The sequence below is a fragment of the Streptomyces antimicrobicus genome, from assembly GCF_020532625.1.
Classification (GTDB): Bacteria; Actinomycetota; Actinomycetes; order Streptomycetales; family Streptomycetaceae; genus Streptomyces; species Streptomyces antimicrobicus.
The window spans coordinates 1-19,459 of the sequence record NZ_JAJAUY010000111.1 but is presented as its reverse complement, the minus strand read 5'-3'; the positions used below and the strand labels follow the sequence as shown (position 1 = coordinate 19,459).

At 72.9% G+C, this 19,459-nt stretch carries 15 protein-coding genes; 12 read left to right on the top strand and 3 right to left on the bottom strand.

Features of this window, described 5'->3' with window-relative positions; genetic code table 11:
- The 6 genes from LG632_RS22810 to LG632_RS22785 all read left to right on the top strand — a co-directional run.
- A partial coding sequence (locus LG632_RS22810; RefSeq protein WP_226729293.1) for a condensation domain-containing protein occupies nucleotides 1–1,948 on the top strand: 1,948 nt, incomplete at its 5' end.
- Nucleotides 1,948–5,892 (top strand): non-ribosomal peptide synthetase, encoded by a 3,945-nt coding sequence (locus LG632_RS22805; RefSeq protein ID WP_226729292.1) that lies wholly within the window; start codon nucleotides 1,948–1,950, stop codon nucleotides 5,890–5,892. The genes LG632_RS22810 and LG632_RS22805, both read left to right, overlap by 1 nt.
- A 55-nt stretch (nucleotides 5,893–5,947) precedes the next feature.
- Nucleotides 5,948–7,216, top strand: coding sequence for a cytochrome P450 (locus LG632_RS22800; protein WP_374203548.1), 1,269 nt, complete (start codon nucleotides 5,948–5,950; stop codon nucleotides 7,214–7,216).
- 126 nt (nucleotides 7,217–7,342) lie between these two features.
- Nucleotides 7,343–7,816 (top strand): DUF3995 domain-containing protein, encoded by a 474-nt coding sequence (locus tag LG632_RS22795; protein ID WP_226729291.1) that lies wholly within the window; start codon nucleotides 7,343–7,345, stop codon nucleotides 7,814–7,816.
- 49 nt (nucleotides 7,817–7,865) lie between these two features.
- Nucleotides 7,866–8,861: an ATP-binding cassette domain-containing protein gene (locus LG632_RS22790; protein WP_226729290.1), complete on the top strand. Its 996-nt coding sequence runs from the start codon at nucleotides 7,866–7,868 to the stop codon at nucleotides 8,859–8,861.
- The gene (locus tag LG632_RS22785) at nucleotides 8,858–9,646 is read left to right on the top strand and encodes an ABC transporter permease (RefSeq protein WP_226729289.1); all 789 of its coding nucleotides are present in this window, start codon (nucleotides 8,858–8,860) and stop codon (nucleotides 9,644–9,646) included. The genes LG632_RS22790 and LG632_RS22785 overlap by 4 nt, the downstream gene beginning before the upstream one ends.
- Before the next feature lie 88 nt (nucleotides 9,647–9,734).
- On the opposite strand, the gene LG632_RS22780 is transcribed toward LG632_RS22785, so the two are convergent.
- Both LG632_RS22780 and LG632_RS22775 read right to left on the bottom strand, forming a co-directional pair.
- Nucleotides 9,735–11,774: an ABC1 kinase family protein gene (locus LG632_RS22780; RefSeq protein ID WP_308108957.1), complete on the bottom strand. Its 2,040-nt coding sequence runs from the start codon at nucleotides 11,772–11,774 to the stop codon at nucleotides 9,735–9,737.
- Between the two features lie 160 nt (nucleotides 11,775–11,934).
- Complete coding sequence (locus LG632_RS22775) at nucleotides 11,935–14,142, bottom strand: MMPL family transporter (protein WP_226729288.1); 2,208 nt, start codon at nucleotides 14,140–14,142, stop codon at nucleotides 11,935–11,937.
- Nucleotides 14,143–14,464: 322 nt separating this feature from the next.
- On the opposite strand from LG632_RS22775, the gene LG632_RS22770 reads away from it, so the two are divergent.
- Genes LG632_RS22770 through LG632_RS22755 form a run of 4 tightly spaced genes read left to right on the top strand, consistent with a single transcriptional unit; the run spans nucleotide 14,465 to nucleotide 17,127 of the window.
- Nucleotides 14,465–14,584 carry a keywimysin-related RiPP gene (locus tag LG632_RS22770; protein ID WP_226729287.1) on the top strand — a complete coding sequence of 40 codons (120 nt, stop codon included), beginning with the start codon at nucleotides 14,465–14,467 and terminating at the stop codon, nucleotides 14,582–14,584.
- Between the two features lie 40 nt (nucleotides 14,585–14,624).
- Nucleotides 14,625–16,448, top strand: a complete 1,824-nt coding sequence (locus LG632_RS22765) for an asparagine synthase-related protein (RefSeq protein WP_226729286.1) — start codon at nucleotides 14,625–14,627, stop codon at nucleotides 16,446–16,448.
- Nucleotides 16,445–16,705 carry a lasso peptide biosynthesis PqqD family chaperone gene (locus LG632_RS22760; protein WP_226729285.1) on the top strand — a complete coding sequence of 87 codons (261 nt, stop codon included), beginning with the start codon at nucleotides 16,445–16,447 and terminating at the stop codon, nucleotides 16,703–16,705. The genes LG632_RS22765 and LG632_RS22760 overlap by 4 nt, the downstream gene beginning before the upstream one ends.
- A 2-nt stretch (nucleotides 16,706–16,707) precedes the next feature.
- Entirely contained in the window at nucleotides 16,708–17,127 is a 420-nt protein-coding gene (locus LG632_RS22755; protein WP_308108955.1) for a lasso peptide biosynthesis B2 protein, read from the top strand.
- Between the two features lie 93 nt (nucleotides 17,128–17,220).
- Here LG632_RS22755 and LG632_RS22750 read toward each other — a convergent pair whose 3' ends face one another.
- Nucleotides 17,221–17,928, bottom strand: a complete 708-nt coding sequence (locus tag LG632_RS22750) for a hypothetical protein (protein ID WP_226729283.1) — start codon at nucleotides 17,926–17,928, stop codon at nucleotides 17,221–17,223.
- Nucleotides 17,929–18,163: 235 nt separating this feature from the next.
- On the opposite strand from LG632_RS22750, the gene LG632_RS22745 reads away from it, so the two are divergent.
- Together LG632_RS22745 and LG632_RS22740 are read left to right on the top strand one after the other, a co-directional pair.
- On the top strand, nucleotides 18,164–19,228 hold the full coding sequence (locus tag LG632_RS22745; RefSeq protein WP_226729282.1) for a polyprenyl synthetase family protein: 1,065 nt from the start codon (nucleotides 18,164–18,166) through the stop codon (nucleotides 19,226–19,228).
- Nucleotides 19,229–19,248: 20 nt separating this feature from the next.
- Nucleotides 19,249–19,459 (top strand): carboxyl transferase domain-containing protein (locus LG632_RS22740; protein WP_308108952.1); only part of this gene is annotated, 211 nt, incomplete at its 3' end.

Here is a 19,459-nt window from a genome sequence, read left to right as displayed (position 1 = left end):
CGTGGGCTACCTCGTGCCGAACGCCGGGCGGACCGCGCCCGCGAGCGCGGCGCTGCGCGACCACCTGGCGGCCGTCCTGCCGTCGTACATGGTGCCCGCCGCGTTCGTCGCCCTGGACGCCCTGCCGCTGACCGCCAACGGCAAGCTGGACCGCAAGGCCCTGCCCGCCCCCGAGGCGGCCGCGACCGCCGGCCGGGCCCCGCGCACCGCGGTCGAGGAGCAGCTGTGCGCGCTCTTCGCCGAGGTGCTCGGCCTGCCCGAGGTCGGTGCGGACGACGGGTTCTTCGACCTGGGCGGCGACAGCATCGTCTCCATCCAGCTCGTCTCCCGCGCCCGCAAGGCGGGACTGCTGTTCACCCCGCGCGACGTCTTCGAGCACAAGACGGTGGAGGCGCTGGCGGCGGTCGCCGGAACCGTCGCCGAAGCGGTCCACGAGGACGAGGACGCCGGCATCGGCGAAGTCCCCGCCACCCCGATCATCCGCTGGCTCGCCGAACAGGGCGGCCCCGTGGACCGGTTCAACCAGTCCATGCTGATCCAGGTGCCCGCCGGCGCGGACGAGGAGCGGCTGCTGCGCGCCGTGCAGGCCCTGCTGGACCGGCACGACGTCCTGCGGATGCGCCTGGGCAAGGACGCGGACGGCTGGACCCTGACCGTGCCGGAGCGCGGCGCCGTCACGGCACGCTCCGTCGTGACCCGGGTGCCGCTGACCGCCGAGGACGCGCAGGGCGTGGCCGAGGCCGTCGGCGAGCACGCCGAGGCGGCCTGGGACCGACTCGCTCCCGAGGACGGCGTGATGGTGCAGGCGGTCTGGTTCGACGCCGGCCCGGACCGCCCCGGACGGCTGCTCCTCGTCGCCCACCACCTGGTGGTCGACGGAGTCTCCTGGCGGATCCTGCTGCCCGACCTCGCCGAGGCCTGGCAGCGGGCCGGCGACGGCGACGTGCCGGCGCTCGACCCGGTCCCGACCTCGTTCCGGACCTGGGCGAACCGGCTGGCCGAGGAGGCCAGAAAGCCCGAGCGGGTCGAGGAGCTGGCCCTGTGGACCGGCGTCCTGGGCCGGCCGGAGGCCCCGCTCGGCGGACGTCCCCTGGACCCGGCCGTGGACACCCGCGGCACCGCGCGCACGCTCACCCTGGCCCTGGAGCCCGAGCACACCGCGCCGCTTCTCACCACGGTGGCCGCGGCGTACCACGCCAACGCCAACGACGTGCTGCTGACCGGCTTCGCCCTGGCGGCCGCCGACTGGCAGCGCGGTCTCGGCCGCACCGGTGCCGGAGTCCTGATCGACCTCGAGGGCCACGGCCGTGAGGACATCGTCGAGGGGGCCGACCTCTCCCGGACCGTGGGCTGGTTCACCAGCCTCTACCCGGTCCGGCTGACGGCCGGCCGGCTCGACCGGGACCACCTCTCGGGGGCCCGCCTCGGCGAGGCGCTCAAGCAGGTCAAGGAGCAGCTGCGGGCCATCCCCGACAACGGCGTCGGCTACGGCCTGCTGCGCTACCTCAACCCGCGCACCGAGACCGTCCTGGCCGCCCACGCGCACCCCCAGATCGGCTTCAACTACCTGGGCCGGATGGGAAGCGCGGGCGCCGCGGACGAAGGCCCGGCGGGCCGGGACTGGGAGGCGGCACCCGAGGCGGGCGGACTCGGCGGTGGCGCCGACGACGCGATGCCGCTGCCGCACCCGCTGGAGGTCAACTCGCTCACCCAGGACGGCCCCGACGGGCCCCGGCTGGTGGCCACCTGGACCTGGGCGGACGGGCTGCTGACCGAGGAACAGGTCCGCGCCCTGGGCGAGGGCTGGTTCGCCGCGCTGCGCGCCCTCGCCGAACACGCCGGCAGCCCGGCCGCCGGCGGCCACACCCCGTCCGACCTGCCGCTGGTCTCGCTGAACCAGCACGAGATCGACGGCCTTGAGGACTTTGACGACGAGTGGGAGATCTGATGACGACCAAGCCGGGGCTCGAAGACGTCCTGCCGCTTTCCCCCCTGCAGGAAGGCCTGCTGTTCCACGCCCTGCTCGACGAGCAGGGACTGGACATCTACACCGTGCAGCTCGGCCTCGAACTGGCCGGGCGCGTCGACGGGGACGTGCTGCGCACGGCCGTCGCCAAGCTCGTCGAGCGGCACACCACCCTGCGCACCGGCTTCCGCCACGAGGGCCTGGAGCGCCCCGTGCAGGTCGTCCGGCGCCGGGTGCCCGTGCCGTACGCCGAGGTGGACCTGACCGGCCTCGACCCCCAGGAGCGGGCGGCCGAGCTGGAGCGGGTCGTCGCCGAGGACCGCACCCGCAAGTTCGACCTGGCCCGCCCGCCGCTGGTCCGCTTCACCCTGATCCGGCTCGGCGAGCGCGAGCACCGGCTGCTGGTGAGCAACCACCACATCCTGCTCGACGGCTGGTCCACCCCGCTGCTGGTCAGCGAGCTGCTCACGCTCTACAAGGAGCGCGGCGACGACTCCTCGCTGCCCCGCGTCACGCCGTACCGCGAGTACCTGGCGTGGGTGGCCCGTCAGGACCGGGCCGAGGGCGAGCGCGCCTGGCGCGACGTACTGGAGGGGGCCGGCGAGCCCACCCTGCTCGCGCCGGAGGACCCGGCCCGCCGGCCGGTGCGGCCCCGCCACCACACCCTGGACCTGCCCGAGGACTTCACCGGCGAGCTGATGGCCCAGGCGCGGCGGCACGGACTGACCGTGAACACCCTGCTCCAGGGGGCCTGGGGCATCCTGCTGGGCCGGCTCACCGGCCGCGACGACGTCGTCTTCGGCGGCACCGTCTCCGGCCGCCCGCCGGAGATCCCCGGCGTCGAGAACATGATCGGCCTGTTCATCAACACCCTCCCGGTCCGGGTCCGCCTCGACCCGGCCGAGTCGCTGATCGGCCTGCTCGCCCGGCACCAGAAGCAGCAGGCCGGGCTGATGAACCACCAGCACCTCAGCCTCTCCGACGTGCAGCAGCTCGGCGGCTGGAAGGACGGCATCGGCGAGCTGTTCGACACGCTCACCGTCACCGAGAACTACCCCGTCGACCCCACCGCCCTCGCCGAGGAGAGGACCGACCCGGACGCGATGCGGGTGGTCGGACTCGACGGACAGGACGCCAACCACTACCCGTTCAGCCTGGCGGCGGTCCCCGGGCCGCGGCTGCACCTGCGGCTGAGCTACCGCCCCGACCTGTTCGCGCAGGAGACGATCGAGGCCCTCGGCACCCGGCTGGAGCACCTGCTCCGCCTGGTCGTCGAGGACCCCGAGCGTCCCGTGGGCCGGCTGGACGTCCTGACCGGTCCCGAGCGGGAGCGCATCGCCCGCTGGTCGGCCGGGCGCACCGCGCCCGAGCCCCTTACACTTCCCGCGCTGTTCGAGGCCCGGGCGGCCGCCTCCCCCGCCGCGACCGCGGTCGCGGCGGAGACCGGGGAGATCGACTACGCCGACCTCAACGCCCGGGCCAACCGGCTGGCCCGGGAACTGGCGGCCCGGGGCGCGGGCCCCGAGACCGTGGTGGCGCTGGTGCTGCCCAAGTCCGTGGAGATCGTGGTGGCCCGGCTCGCCGTGCTCAAGGCCGGCGCCGCCTACCTTCCGGTGGACCCCGGCTACCCGGCCGACCGCATCGCGTACATGCTGCAGGACGCCCGCCCCGGGCTCGTGGTCACCCTCACCGGGACTGACCTGCCGGCCGTCGGCGCGCCCGTGCTGCGCCTGGACGATCCCGCGGTCGCGGCCTCCGTCGCGGACCGCCCGGCCGGTGACCTCACCGACACCGACCGCACCGCGCCGCTCGACGTGCGCCACCCCGCCTACGTCATCTACACCTCCGGTTCGACCGGCCGGCCCAAGGGCGTCGTGGTGCCGCACACCGGACTGGCCGCCTTCGCCGAGGCCTGCGCCGAGGGCTTCGCGGTGGACGCGGACAGCCGCGTCCTGCAGTTCTCCTCACCCAGCTTCGACGCCTCCGTGCTCGAACTGTGCATGAGCCTGACGGCCGGCGCCGCACTGGTCGTGCCCCCGGCCGGCCCGCTCGCCGACGAGGCGCTCGCCGAGGCGCTGGCCGAGTGGCAGGTCTCGCACGCCCTGATCCCGCCGGCGGCGCTCGCCACCGTGCCCGCGGCCGAACTGCCCGCCTTCCGGTCCCTGGTGGTCGGCGGCGACGCGACCGGCCCCGAGCTGGTGGCCCGCTGGTCCGAGGGACGCCGCATGGTCAACGCCTACGGCCCCACCGAGGCCACGGTCGCGGCCACCTTCTCCGACCCGCTCACGGCCGGCGCCGACGCCCCGCCGATCGGCCGGCCGCTGCCCGGGACCACCCTCCACGTCCTGGGCACCACGCTGCGCCCGGTGCCGCCCGGCGTGCCGGGCGAGCTGTACGTCGCCGGGGCGGGAGTGGCCCGCGGCTACCTCGGCCGCCCCGACCTCACGGCCGACCGGTTCGTGGCGAACCCGTTCGGCGGGCCCGGCGAGCGCATGTACCGCACCGGCGACCTGGTCCGCTGGTCCGAGGACGGCCAGCTGGAGTACCTGGGCCGCGCCGACGCGCAGATCAAGCTGCGCGGCTTCCGCATCGAACCCGGCGAGATCGAGAGCGTGCTGGCGGCCCGCGAGGGCGTGGACCGGGCCGTGGTCGTCGTCCGCGAGGCCGCCGACGGCAGCCCCCGCCTGCTCGGCTACGTGACCCCCGCCGGGGACGCCCACCCGGACCCGGCCGCGCTGCGCGCCGAACTGGCCGGCCTGCTGCCCGACTACATGGTGCCGGCGGCGGTCGTCGTCCTGGACGAGCTGCCGCTCACGCCCAACGGCAAGCTCGACCGCAAGAACCTGCCAGATCCGGAGGTCACCGCCGTCGCCGGCACCGGGGCGCCCCGCACCCCCCAGGAAGAGGTGCTGTGCGGCCTGTTCGCGGAGGTGCTCTCGCTGCCCCGGGCCGGCATCGACGACAACTTCTTCGACCTCGGCGGCCATTCGCTGCTCGCCACCCGGCTCATCAGCCGCGTGCGCGCCGCCTTCGGTGTGCGCCTGTCGGTCCGCAGCCTGCTGGAGAACCCGACGGTGGCGGGCCTGGCCGCGGAGCTGGCCGCCGGTGAGGAGGAGCACGACCCCTTCGACGTCCTGCTGCCCCTGCGCCGGCACGGCAGCCGCCCGCCGCTGTTCTGCATCCACCCGGGCGCCGGCATCAGCTGGGGCTACTCCGGTCTGATGCGGCACATCGGGCCCGACCGCCCGCTGTACGGCCTGCAGGCCCGCGGTCTGGCCCGGGACGAGGAACTGCCCGCCTCCATCGAGGAGATGGCCGAGGACTACCTCGCCGAGATCCGCAAGGTCCAGCCGCAGGGCCCGTACCACCTGGCCGGCTGGTCGCTCGGCGGCATCCTCGGCCACATGATCGCCACCCGGCTGGAGGCCGCCGGCGAGACCGTGGCGGTGCTGGCGATCCTCGACACCGACCCCGACATCCGCTCCGAGGAACACGCGGACCTCAGCTACGACGCCCAGGACGTGCTCACCACCCTGCTCGACCTCGGCGGGCACGACCACTCCCAGTGGCCGAGGCCCCTGCGGTACGCGGACGTCATGGAGGTCCTGCGCGGGGGTGACAGCGCGCTGGCCGGTCTGGAGGAGCACCGCATCGAGGCATTGGCCAGGGTTGGCACCAACATGTCACAGCGCATCATCCACCCGTACGCGCCGGGCAAGCTGGGGGTACTGCGTGCCGATGTGCTCGTGACCGTCGCCGGCCGCGACCACGAGGACCCGGAGGCCATGGTGGACGCCTGGCGCCCCTATGTCACGGGCCGGATCGACGCGCAGGTGATCGACTGCGGTCACAACGAGCTCACCCAGCCCGGACCGATCGCCCTGATCGGGCAGGCGCTGGCCGCCCGCTTCCGCGAGCTCAGGTAACTCCGCCGTACCGCAGCCCGACGTTGCCGCCCCCGTACGACGCTGGAGAAAAGCAGTGACCACAGCCACACAGAGCCCGGTGCGCGACGTCGAGGCCATGGAGCTGGACTCCTTCGACCTCACCGACCCGCGCACCTACCAGGAGACGGACATCCACGCGATGTGGCGCCGGTTCCGCGCGGAGCGGCCGGTGCACCGTCACCCGGAGACCGAGGCAGGACCGGCGTTCTGGGTGCTGTCCCGGTACGCGGACGTGATGGCGGTCTACAAGGACGACGACCGCTTCCACTCCGAGCGGGGCAACGTCCTGGCCACACTGCTGTACGGGAGCGACTCGGCGGCGGGCAAGATGCTGGCCGTCACCGACGGCCCGCGCCACGCGGCCATCCGCAAGCTGATGCTGAAGTCCTTCTCGCCGCGCGCCCTCTCGCACATCTCGGAGCAGGTCGTGCAGCGCACGCGCCGGCTGCTCGCCGAGGCGGTGGAGCGCGGCGAGGCGGACTTCGCCAAGGACGTGGCCGAGCACATCCCCATCAGCACCATCTGCGACCTGCTGGGCGTGCCCGAGGCCGACCGGACCTTCCTGCTCGGCCTCAACAAGCAGGCGCTCAGCTCGGACAGCGCCGACCAGAGCGCGCAGGACGCCTGGCTGGCCCGCAACGAGATCCTGATGTACTTCTCGGAGCTGGCGGAGGCCCGCCGGGCCGACCCGGTGGACGACGTCATCAGCGTCCTGGCCACCGGCGAGGTCGACGGCAAGCCGCTGTCCGAGGACGAGATCGTCCTCAACTGCTACAGCCTCATCCTCGGCGGCGACGAGACCAGCCGGCTGTCGATGATCGGCAGCCTGGTGGCCCTCATGGAGCACCCGGAGCAGTGGCGCCGCCTGCGCGAGCGCGAGGTGACGGTGGAGAGCGCCGTGGAGGAGGTGCTGCGCTGGACCAGTCCGGCGATGCATTTCGGCCGCCGTGCCCTGACCGACGTCGAGATCGGCGGCGAGACGATCGCCGAGGGCGACATCGTGACGCTGTGGAACACCTCCGCCAATCGCGACGAACTCGTTTTCGACCGTCCCGAGGTGTTCGATCTCGGACGTACTCCGAACAAGCACGTGTCCTTCGGATACGGGCCCCATTTCTGCCTCGGGGCCTATCTGGGCCGCGTCGAGATCAATGCGATGCTCGACGCGCTGCGCACGGCCGTCGTCCACGTGGAAAGGACCAGCGCGCCCGTCCAGCCCGTTTTCTCCAACTTCCTGAACGGACTCGGAAGTTTGCCCGTACGTTTCCAGCCGGACCGTCAAGGCCTCGGGCAATGGCGGTGAAATTCGTCAACTATGCTCGCTGGGAACGGAGTTCGAGCCGCAGGAGGAATTGTGGGAGCCGACGCCCAGCCGAAGTCACAGGGGATCCGGGCGAAAGTCCGAGCACTACGGGCGGACGCCGTCCCGGTGTCCGGCGCGGAGCGCACGGCCGGCTGGCTGGCGGCCGCCGGAGCCCTGGCCTACGGCCTGCCGCACGCCTGGTGGGGCCTGGGAATCATGTACGGGTACCCGGGCTCGCCGGACACGATCCCGGACGTCGCCTGGCAGCGGGCCGTGGGCTTCTGGGGAATGGGACTGGCCTCGGTCGGTGCCGCATTCTTCGCCCTCGCGCTCTTCCAGCCGTGGGGCCGGCTGTTTCCCCGCTGGCTCCTGCTCGTCCCGGCCTGGCCGGCCGGCCTGGCTCTCGGCCTGTGGGGCCTCGGATACGGGTACTTGAGGTTCTTCATCGCCACCGGACGGGTCGAGCCCAGCGCCGAAGTGGCAAAGGCGACCAGCCTTTGGAATTACTACTGGTATCCCGTCTTTCTGATCTGGGGGGTCTCACTGGTCGTCTCGGCCTGGTACCTCCAGCGCAGGCCGCGGGCACCCAGGACCGACTGACAGGGATCCGCATGGACGGTCCCGAGGTTTCCCCGGTGAGGTGGGACAGGTGACGAACGCCATCGAGGCCGAAGGCCTCGTCAAGAACTACAAGACGCATCAGGCACTGCGCGGGGTCGACCTCGCCGTGCCCGAGGGCACGGTCCTCGGTCTGCTCGGACCCAACGGCGCGGGCAAGACGACCACCGTCCGCATCCTGTCCACCCTGCTGACGCCCGACGCGGGCACCGCCCGGGTGGCAGGCTTCGACGCGGTGCGCAAGCCCAAGGAGGTACGCCGCCGGATCGGTCTGACCGGCCAGTACGCGGCGCTCGACGAGCGCCTGACCGGCCGGGAGAACCTGCACCTGATCGGCACCCTGCTCCACCTGGGTCGGCGCAACGTCCGCGGCAAGGCCGAGGAACTGCTGGAGCGCTTCGCGCTCACCGACGCCGGCGACCGCGTCGTGCGCACCTACTCCGGTGGCATGCGCCGCCGGCTCGACCTCGCCGCGAGCCTGCTGGTCGACCCGCCGGTGCTCTTCCTCGACGAGCCGACCACCGGCCTGGACCCCACCAGCCGCCTGATGCTCTGGGGCATGATCCGCGAACAGGTCGACCGGGGCGTCACCGTGCTGCTGACCACGCAGTACCTGGAAGAGGCCGACATGCTGGCCGACCGGATCGTCGTCATCGACGCCGGCAAGGTGATCGCGGAGGGCACCGCCGACGAGCTGAAGCAGAAGGTCGGCGGCGAGCGCCTGGAGGTCGCACCGGCCCTGGCCGACCACACCCCGCTGGTCGTCTCGGCCCTTGCCGCGGGCAGCGTGTCCGCGCCGGTGGTCGCCGACAACGGCCGTACCGTCTCCGTCCCGCTCACCGGCGGCATGGGCGACGTCGCGGCCGCGGCCCGCGCCGTGGAGGGCCTGGGCATCGACATCGCCGAGTTCGCCGTCCGACGGCCCTCGCTGGACGACGTCTTCGTGACGCTGACGGGCCGGACGGCCGAGCCGCAGGAGAAGCCGGCGCACGAGCAGGAGCACGAGAAGGAGAAGCAGGCCGCATGATCGAGGCACTCAGCGACACCAGGGCCCTCGTGGGCCGGCACTTCCGGCACATCCTGCGCATCCCCGAGCAGCTGCTCAGCGTCACCCTGATGCCGATCGCCTTCGTGGTCATCTTCGGCCTGCTCTTCGGCAGCGCCATGAAGGTGGAGGGCAGCAGCTACGAGGAATACATCATGGCGGGCATCTTCATCCAGGTGATGATGTCGAACGTCTCCACCACCGCCCTCGGCGTGGTCAGCGACCTCAGCAACGGCCTCGTCGACCGGTTCCGCTCCCTGCCGATCTCGCGCTCCGCCGTGCTGATCGGCCGGACCACGGCGGACATGGCGCTCGCCGCCTGGTCCTGCGCCCTGATGGCCGGGGTCGGCTATCTGATCGGCTGGCGCATCCACAACGGACTGCTGTCCGCGCTGGGCGCGTTCGCCCTGCTGCTCCTGCTCGGGTTCACCATGTCGTGGCTCGGGGCGCTGCTCGGACTGGCGCTGCGCAGCACCGAGGCGGTCAACGCGCTCGCCTTCATGGCGATGATGCCGATGATGTTCCTCTCCAACGCGTTCGTGCCGCTGGACGGCCTGCCGTCCTGGCTGCGCACCATCGCCGAGTGGAACCCGATCAGCTCGGTCGTCACCGCCTGCCGCGACCTGTTCGGCAACCCCACGGTCGGTGCCGGCACCGGTCTGCCCGCCGAGCACCCGGTCCTGGTGTCGCTGGTGCTCATCGGAGCGGTGCTCGCCCTGGTGATCCCGATGTCCGGCCGCGTCTACCGCACCGCGGTCGCCCGCTGACGGGGGCCCTGACACCCTCCCGCGCCTCGGCCCGCCGGTGCTGCACCGGCGGGCCGAGGTGTCTTCGCGGGGGCGCGCCCCCGTACGGTCAGCGCTCGGACTTGGTGACGGTGAACAGCACCCGCAGCACCAGCACCGAGCTGACCAGGAGCAGGTTGTAGCCGAGGAACTCGTACAGCCGCAGGGTGCCGGACAGCTGCGGACCGCCCTCGGTCGACAGCAGCATCACCCCGAGCACCCCCGTCATCCCGCCGATGAAGGCCAGCAGCACGTCCCGGACGATCCCGCGCACGAACCGGCGGTCGCGCTCGTCCGCGAGCAGCCGCACGTTGATGCTCAGCCGGCCGTGCTCCAGCGCGTTGGTGATCCGCTCCACGCGCCGCGGCAGCCGGCGCAGCATGGGCAGGACGGCCAGCGCCTCACCCGCCAGGGACCGGGTCAGGTGCGGCGGGGTGAGCCGACGGGTGACCTCGTCGGCGGCGAACGAGCGCGCCTCGGCGATGATGTCGAAGCCGGGCACCAGCCGGTCCAGGGATCCCTCGACCGTGGCCAGGGCCCGGAACGCGGCCGCGATCTCCGGCGGCACGGTCAGCCCGTAGCGGGCGACCAGCAGGAAGAGGTCGGCGAACATCTCGCGGTCCGGCCGGGTGCCCGGGGTCAGGTGCCGGGCCATGAACCGGCCCAGCGCGCGCTTGAGCCGCTCCTCGTCGATCTCCTCGGGGCGGTCCACCAGCTCCAGCAGCGCGTCGGACAGCGCCACCGGATCGCTGCGGTCGATGGCCAGCAGCAGGTTGCGCAGGCTGGAGCGGAGCACCTGGTCGATCCGGCCCACCGAGCCGAAGTCCAGCAGGCCGATGCGTCCGTCGTCGAGGATCAGGATGTTGCCCGGGTGCGGATCGGCGTGGAAGACACCGCCCGACATGATCTGGCCCAGCAGGCAGGCCAGCAGCTCGCGAGCCAGCGCCGCGCGGTCCAGGCCGCGCTCGTCGATGACCCGGTCGGCCCGGTTGAGGGTGACCCCGTCCAGCCACTCCACCACCAGTACCCGCGCCGTGCTCAGTTCCTGGTGGATCGTGGGCATCTTGACCCCGCTGCCCGCGCCGCTCGCGGCGGACCCGCCCGCCGCCCCGGCCGCCGGGTCGTCGCCCTGCGCGTCCGCGTCGGCGGCCCGGCTCCCCGCGCGGCCCGCGGCGGCGGTCGTAGCGGCCACCACCAGTGTGTTGCGAGCCTCCGTACGGAAGTCGAGCTCCTCCTCCAGCGAGGTGGCGAAGCCCTGGACCAGCTCGACGGCGCCCATGCTGCGCCCCCACTCGGTGTGCTCCTCCAGCTTGGCACTGATCCGGAAGAGGATGTCCAGGTCCCGCTCCACCACCTGGCGGGCGCCCGGCCGCTGGACCTTGACCGCCACCACCTGTCCGTCGCGCAGCCGGGCGCGGTGCACCTGGGCCATCGAGCCGGCCGCCAGGGGCTCCGGGTCGAACTCGGCGAAGACGTCCTCCGGCGCCGCGCCCAGCTCCTGCGTCAGCACCTCGCGCACCTCGGGCCAGGGCTCGGGCGTCACCTCGTGCTGCAGGGAGCTGAGTTCGTCGATGAACACGTCGGGGAGCAGGTCGTAGCGGGCCGAGAGGACCTGTCCCAGCTTGACGAAGGTCGCCCCTGCCTCCTCCAGCGCCATGCGCAGCGAGCGGGCCAGCGCCGCCTGGTCCCGTGCCTCGGCCGTGCCGCGCCGGGCCTTGCCGCCGAGGAACCGGCCCAGCCCGTGGCGGACCACGATCCGGCTCAGCTGGGTGTAGCGGCGGCCCCGGATCATCCGGCGGCGCAGGGAGCCCGGCACCCGCAGCACGGCGCGCAGCGACCCGCTGGGAACCATGGCCTCCGAAAGCGCGAGAAAGATCATGGCGGCCAGCAGGGCACTGCCCAACTGGACGCTCACCAGCGGGGTGTTGCCCGCCTTCGGTCCCATGGCGGCGCTGACCACTCCTGCGGTCAGAAGGCCCACGCAGCCGGTGAGCAGTGCCCGCAGCTTTCCGATCCGCAGGCCCAGCAGTCTGCGGGCCACCCACGCCATGACGACGAGTCCGAGGACGATGGTGGCGACGGCGGTCAGGATGATGACGACTGGTTTCACCTGGCTGATCGTATGCATTGCGTACCGCCCACAACTGGTCTCGTGGCAAACAGCGGTTGGCGTGCCGACGACGGCACGCCAACCTCGAAGGGGTGGGGGTCCGGGCCCGCGCCCGGATCCCCCGTACGGCCCGCCGGGCGTGCGCCCGGCGGGCCCGCGCTCACTTGCTGCCGGCCGGCGCGCGCTCCGCCTCCCGTGCGTCCGCCCCGGCCGCGACCGGTCCGCCGGTGGCCGGCGCCCCGGGACCCGCCACCTCCGCGCCGGACTCCGGCGCCGAGGCCCGGGGACGGCCGGGCAGCCAGGCGCGGTGGCCGAGCAGCGCGGTGACCGCCGGCACCAGGAGCACCGCCATCACGAACGCGGTCAGCAGGATGCCGAAGGAGACGGCGAAGCCCATCTGCTGGAGCATGGAGTTCTGCGCCAGCATCAGTACGGCGAAGGTGCCGGCCAGGATGATGCCGGCCGTGGCGACGGTCGGCATCGAGTGGGCCACGGCGAGCCGGGTGGCCTCCTTGGGCTCCTTGCCCCGGCCCGCCTCCTCGCGGAGCCGGGCGACCATCAGGATGTTGTAGTCGGTGCCGATGGCCACCACGAACAGGTAGACCATCACCGGCAGCATGAACAGCAGGCCGTGCTGGCCCTGCACCTTCTGGAAGAGCACCACCGTCGCGCCGAGGGTGGCGCTGAAGCCCAGACCCACCGCGGCCATGAGGTACCACGGTGCCACGGCGCTGCGCAGCAGCAGACCGAGGATGATCATGATGGCGACACCGGCGGCGGGGAACACCACGGCGTAGTCGCGGTTGACGGCGTCCCGGATGTCGGCGAGCAGTGCGGTCGAACCGCCGACCAGGCCCCGGCTGCCCTCGGGCGCGGCGGCGTGCACGGTGTCCCGCAGCGGGCCCTCGACCAGGGCCAGCGCCTTGTCCTCGGCCGGCTTGTGGTCGAGCACCACACTGAACTGGGCCACGGAGCCGTTCGGGCTCACCCGCGGCGGGGAGACCTGCCCCACGCCCTCGACCTGCCCGATGCGCTCACCGAACGCCTTCAGCGCCGCCTCCGGGATGGCCTTGCCGTCCCGGTCCTCCAGGTAGACCAGCGTCGGTTCGGTGGCGCCCGCCGCGAAGCCGCGCGCCAGGTCGTCCTGCGCCTTGACGGACTCCAGGTGCTTGGGCAGCGAGCTGTTGGCGTCGTACTCGGCCGTGAACCCGAACAGGCCCACGGTCAGGGCGACCAGGATGCCGGCGGACACCGCGGCGACCACGCCCGGGCGCCGCGCGACCAGGTTCGCCGTACGGTGCGACAGGGCGTTCTTCGGCTCGCGCCGCCACGCCTTGGAGGGCCAGAAGGCCTTCGTGCCGAGCAGGGCGAACACCGCGGGGACGAGGGTCAGCGAGGCCACCGCGGTGACCGCCACGGAGATGGCCAGGGCGGGGCCCATGGTCCGCAGCATGCCCATGGAGGACAGCAGCAGCGCCAGGAAGGCCACGATCACCGCACCGGCCGCGGAGGCGATGGTCTCACCGACCCGCTCCACCGCCTGCGCCATGGCCTGGCGCGCGGGCACCCCGGTCCGCAGCTGCTCGCGGTAGCGGAAGAGCAGGAACAGGATGTAGTCGGTGCCCACGCCGAACAGCACCACGATGAGGATCGAGGAGACCGACGCGTCCGCCTTGAGGCCACCGAGCTTGCTCGCGGTGGCGATCAGACCCGTGGCCACGGCGAAGACCAGCGTGATGATGACCACCGGCAGCAGCGCGATCAGCGGGCTGCGGAAGATGGCCAGCAGCAGCACGACGATGAGGGCCAGCGTGGCCAGCATGATCATGGAGTCCGTGTCACCGGCCGACTCCATGGAGTCCACGGCGGAGGCCGCCTGGCCGGTGATCCCCATCGACAGCGGCCCGTTCCCGAGCTGCTCCCGGGCGTCGAGCCGCATCTGCTTGACCGAGTCGAAGATCTCCTGCGTGAAGACGTTCTTCGAGGTGGCGGTCACCGCGGCGAGCATGATCTCCCCGTTGGGAGACAGCATCGGCGGGCCGGTCACGACCTGCTTGATGCCCGCGTAGTTCTTCGCCGTCAGATCGGCGGCCACCTTCGCGACGACGGCCTGATCCGACTCGGCCAGCTTCCCGCCGTCGGACCGTTTGAAGACAATGGTGGCAGCCGGCTGCTCCTCCCGCGGGAAAGCACGCTCTTCCACCTCCATGACCTGCACCGTCTCGTACTTCGACGGCAGGAACTCCGCCTGATCGGTCGTCGACGGCAGTTTCGGAGCCAGCATCACCGTGGCCACGGTGAGGACGATCCAGGCGGCGATCGTGAGCCATGGGCGGCGTACGGCAAGCCGCCCAATCCCTCGGAACATTGCAGACTCCTTCAAAGGTCTGGATGGGGGAAACCTCCCGGAGTTTAAAAAGCCGGACGGTGCCGGTTCCTTGTCGGTGGCAGCTTGTTGACAGTGATCACTCTTGACGTGGCGGCGGAAGTCACACCGCTCGCGCCCGATTGGCCACAAGCTGTCAGAAGTCGTTTCCCAGGCCCTCTGTCAGCAGGCTGCCACCCCGCCGCGGTGCCCCTGGCACGATCCTGACAGCGCCGTTGTCCGCCTCGTGTTTCCAGAGCGACTTTGATGCACGGGAGTTCCCGGAAGTTATCGGAAATTGTGTTTCGACCGAAAGGAAATCGCCATGGCCAAAAAGGCTGTTTACGAGGCGCCGCTGTTCTCGGCCGCCGGTTCGTTCCGCACGATGACCGGCCTCTGGGGCCCGCGCGGCAACGACTGGTTCACGCCGTACGCGATGGTCTGAGCCGCACGCGCCCAGGAGTGAAATGATGTCAGGTCACGGCATGCCCTTCTTCTTCGCGTTTTCCGACTGCGAGGCCGCGGAGGCCGTGGCCCGGCGTCTGTGCGCGGACCGCCCCGGACTCGGGGTGGTCCCGCACGGCTCCGGACGGCCCTGGATCGTCGGCCACTGGCCCGACGCCTCCCCCCTGGTCGTCCGGCACCGCGACAACGCCGTCGCCCTCGTCGGCTCCTACGCCGCCGACGAGGCCGAACTGGCCCGCCGTACCCGCGCCGTCCGCACCCCCACCGACCTCGACGCACTGGCCGCATCCCTTCCCGGCCAGTTCCACGTGGTCGCCGCGGTCGCCGGGCACCTACGGGTCCAGGGCACCGCGTACGGCACCCGGCGGGTCTTCCACGGCCGCACCGGCTCCGTCGTCGTCGCGGCCGACCGGGCCGCCGAGCTCGCCGCCCTGCTCGGCGCCCCGGTCGACACCGCGCAGCTCGCGCTGCGCCTGTTCCACCCGGTGCCCGCCCCCCTGGACCAGCGCGCCCTGTGGCACGGGGTCGAGGCCGTACCGCCCGGATCCGCCCTGGTGGTCACCGAGGGCCGGACCGCACGCACCCACCGCTGGCACCGACCGCCCGAGCCCCACCTCGGCGCGGCCGAAGGCGCCACCGCGGTACGTGAGGCCCTGCGGGCGGGCGTGGCGCTCCGCACCACCGGCGGCGGCCTGATCAGTGCCGACCTCTCCGGCGGCATGGACTCCACCGCCATCTGCTTCCTCGCCGCCGGCCGGCTCCGAGACACGCGGCTGATCGCCTGCACCTCCACCGGCGACGAGACCGAGAACGAGGACGGCCACTGGGCCCGCCTGGCCGCCCGCGCCCTGCCCGACACCGAGCACCTCGTGATCGGTGAGCACGAACTTCCGCTGTTCTACGACGGCGTGCTCGACGACCGCGACCGCTGGGACGCGCCCTCGCCGTTCGCCGTCAGCCGGAACCGGGCCACCGCCCTGGTCGCCCGCATGGCCGCACGCGGCTCCCGGCTGCACCTGACCGGCATCGGCGGCGACCACCTCTTCTTCGGCGGCGCCGTGCACTACCACTCGCTGCTGACCCGAAGGCCCTGGCTGGCCCTGTCGCGGCTGCGCGGCTACCGCACCCTCTACGCCTGGCCGCGACGCGAGGTGCTGCGCGAGCTGGCCGACCGGCGCGGGTACCGGGAGGCCTTCGCCGGGCTGACCGTGCGCACCTCCGGCTCGCTCTCGCTGAGCCGGCCCGGGTTCGGCTGGATGCACCCGCTGGTGGTGGCCCCCTGGTTCACGCCCGACTGCCTCGACACCGCCGAACGGGTCCTGGCCGACGCCGCCGGATCCGTACGTCCCTACGCGGCCGACCGGGCCCGCCACGTCGAGCTCGCGGCCGTCTACAGCGGCACCCAGGACGTCCGGGCCTACGACGACGCCGCCCGGCAGGCCGGCGTACCCGTCGCCCACCCCTTCTTCGACGACCACGTCGTCGACGCGGCCCTGAGCGTGCGCCCCGAGGACCGCGCCACCCCGTGGGCGTACAAGCCGCTGCTGGCCCGGGCCATGACCGGCATCGTCCCGGAACGGAACCTGACCCGCAGCACCAAGGGCGACGGGACCCCGGACGCCGTCGCCGGCCTGCACCGGCACCGCGAGGAGCTGGCCGCGCTGTGGGAGGACAGCGCGCTGGCCGAGGCCGGGCTGGTGGACCCCGGCCGGCTGCGCCGGCTGTGCCTGGCCCCCGGTTCGCCCGAACTCGCCGACAACGCCCTCTACTCCACCCTCGCCTGCGAGTCCTGGCTGCGCACCGCACGCCGGGCCGTCACCGCATCCCCCGGGAGGTCCACATGAAACTGCGCAACCGCGCCCACCTCAGCGTCGCCGACACCGAGTACGGCAGCGTGCTGCTGGACGCCCGCAGCGGCGAGTACTGGCAGCTGAACCCGAGCGCCGCGGTCGTCGCCCGCACCCTGCTGGACGGCGGCGGCTCCGCGGAGGCCGCCACCCGCCTCACCGAGGCCTTCGACGTGGACGGCGCGCGCGCCGCCGCCGACGTGGAGGCCCTGCTCGCGGCCATGCGGGCCGCCGGGGTGGTGATCCAGGAATGAGCATGACCACCGCCCTGCCCCGGGGTGCCGGGCCGGCGCTGCACAGGCGGTTGTGGATCCGCGCCCTCGTGGCCACCGCCCGGCTGCTGGTGCTGCTGAGGCCCCACCGGTTGCAGCAGGTCCTGCGGTACCTGAGCCGGGGAGCGGCCCCGGCGAGCACCGCCGCGGCGCGCACCGCCCGCGCCGAGGTCCTCGCGTCCAGCCTGGCCATGAACGGCCCGCGCAACTGCCTTCCCAGGTCGGTCGCCGTCGTGCTGCTGTGCCGCAGCCGGGGCCTGTGGCCGACCTGGTGCGTCGGCGTACGGGTCGCACCGCCGTTCACCGCCCACGCCTGGGTGGAGGCCGAGGGCGAGCTGGTCGGCGAGCCCGGGCGCTACGACAGCTGGGCCCGCTTGATCACGGTCGCCCCCCGCGAGGACTGACCGGCACACGCACCGGGGCCGGGCCCTCGGGCCCGGCCCCGGTGCGTGCCGTGGTGGGTGTGCCTGCCGCGCGCGCAGGAGCGCGCGTGCGGGTCAGGAGCAGCCGCGCTGCCAGTTCCACCCGATGAAGCTGTGGCGCAGCTGGACGTCGAAGCGGCAGGTGGCCGTGCCGTCGGCGGCCAGGTCGACGTACGAGTGGTGCGTGTTGGCGTACCAGCTGCCGGTGACGTCGAAGATGCCCTTGTAGGTGAAGTCGGCGTGCGCCTCGGTCCGCGAAGCGGCGCAGTTCTCGGTGCAGTCGGTGTTCTGCGTGGCGGACTTGAGGTTCCAGCCCGCGTTCCACGGCTCGCGGTTCCAGCCCTGGGTCACGTCGGTCGACGCGGCCGTGATCCGGGTGCCGTCCGTCGTCCACTGCGAGGTGGTGTACAGGCCGGTCATCCGGATGTTGCAGCAGTCGAACATCTCGTTCCAGCTCTTGAACTGGCGGGAGGTGTCCGCCGCGGCGGCGGGCGCGGCGGCGGCCGACAGCGCCTTCGCCGCCTTGGCGTCACCGGTCGGAGGGGCCGGCACGAACCGCACCTCGCCCAGCACCGGCTTGCAGTCCGGGCCGATCGTGATCTGCTGCTGCACCGCCGTGCCGGCCGGCGGCGCCGGCAGCGACCCGGTCAGCCGCACCTCGCCGCAGTCCTGCCCGGCCGCCGGGGCGGAGGCGGCCGGCGCGGCGGTGGCCGACGCCGGAACGGCCGTCAAGGACAGCACGGCAGCGGCCAGTACGGCGGCGAACACGTTTCGATTACGCAATTCCTCAAGCCTTCCCTCATCCGTTTTCGGGAGGGAGCGTAAGCGCCGGTGATCATCCGCCGTCCGCACCGGCCCAACGTTGGCAGGAAGTTGACAACTGCCTGGTGGGCCGGGGTGCGCCGCCCTACTGGCACTTTCATGTCAGCGCTGTTGTCCGTCCTGCCCCCACGACGGAGGCTGATCCGGACGCATACCTGTGAATTCAACGGTCGCCAGGGTCACAAAGGGGTTTCCCATGGAAGCAGCCGTCGGTGCTGGAAGTAACAACGGGGCCGGTACTTCCGTATCCACGGACCTTCCCGCCGCCCGGCTGATCGCCCGGCTCGCCCCGGGCGAACCCGAGTTCGAAAGCAGAATGCGGGAATCCCTGGCCCGCGCGGAGAAGTGGCTCCAGGCCACGGCCCAGGAAGCCCTCGACCCGCGCGTCGCCGCGCTCATCGGCCACCTCGCCGACGCCGGCGGCAAGCGCCTGCGCCCCCTGCTGGTGCTGCTCGGCGCCGAGTTCGGCGACCCCTGGGCCGACGGCGTCACCCAGGCGGCCACCATCGCCGAACTGGTCCACATCGCCTCCCTCTACCACGACGACGTCATGGACGGCGCCGCCACCCGGCACGGCGTGCCCAGCGTGCACGCCCGCTTCGGCGAGCGCGCCGCGGTGCTCGGCGGGGACCTCCTGCTGGCCCGCGCCGCGCAGCTCGCCGCCGACCTCGGCCCGGCCGCCGTCCACCTCAACGCCCGCACCGCCGGCCGCCTCGTCGCCGGCCAGCTGCGGGAACTGGCCGGCCCCGGCCCCGACGAGGACCCCGTCACCCACTACTTCCACGTGGCCGCCGGCAAGACCGCGGCCCTGCTCGCCATGTCCCTGGGGATCGGCGCCGTACAGGCCGGTGCGCCCGCGCCCGCTGCCGCCGCCCTGACCGAGTACGGCGAACAGCTCGGCATCGCCTTCCAGATAGCCGACGACCTGCTCGACCTGAAGTCCCCGGCCGGTGTCACCGGCAAGGAACGCGGCAAGGACCTGCTGGCCGGCGTCGCCAGCCTGCCGGTGCTCCTGGCCCGCGAGAGCACGGACCCCGACGACGCCGAACTGTGCGCCCTGCTCGCCGCCGGCCCGGTCCCCCCCGCCGCCCTGCCGCGCGCCCTGGAGCTGTTCGAGCGCTCCGCCGCCCTCGCCGAGGCCGAGGCCGTGATGCAGCGCCGCCTGGAGCGGGCCCGTACCGCGCTGGGCGCCCTGCCCGCCCTCCCGGCCCGCCGCGCCCTGCTCGCCCTCTGCGACTACGTCGCCCTCCGCACCAGCTGAACCGCAAGGAGCCGCCGCCCATGACCATGGCCGAACGGGTCGCAGAACTCACCCGCATCCGACAGGACGTCCTCGACGGCGTCCCCGCCGCCACCGAGGCGCAGCACGCCAAGGGCAAACTGACCGCACGGGAGCGGATCGACCTCCTCCTGGACGAGGGGTCCTTCCACGAGGTCGAGCAGCTGCGCCGGCACCGGGCGACCGGCTTCGGCCTGGAGCACAAGCGGCCGC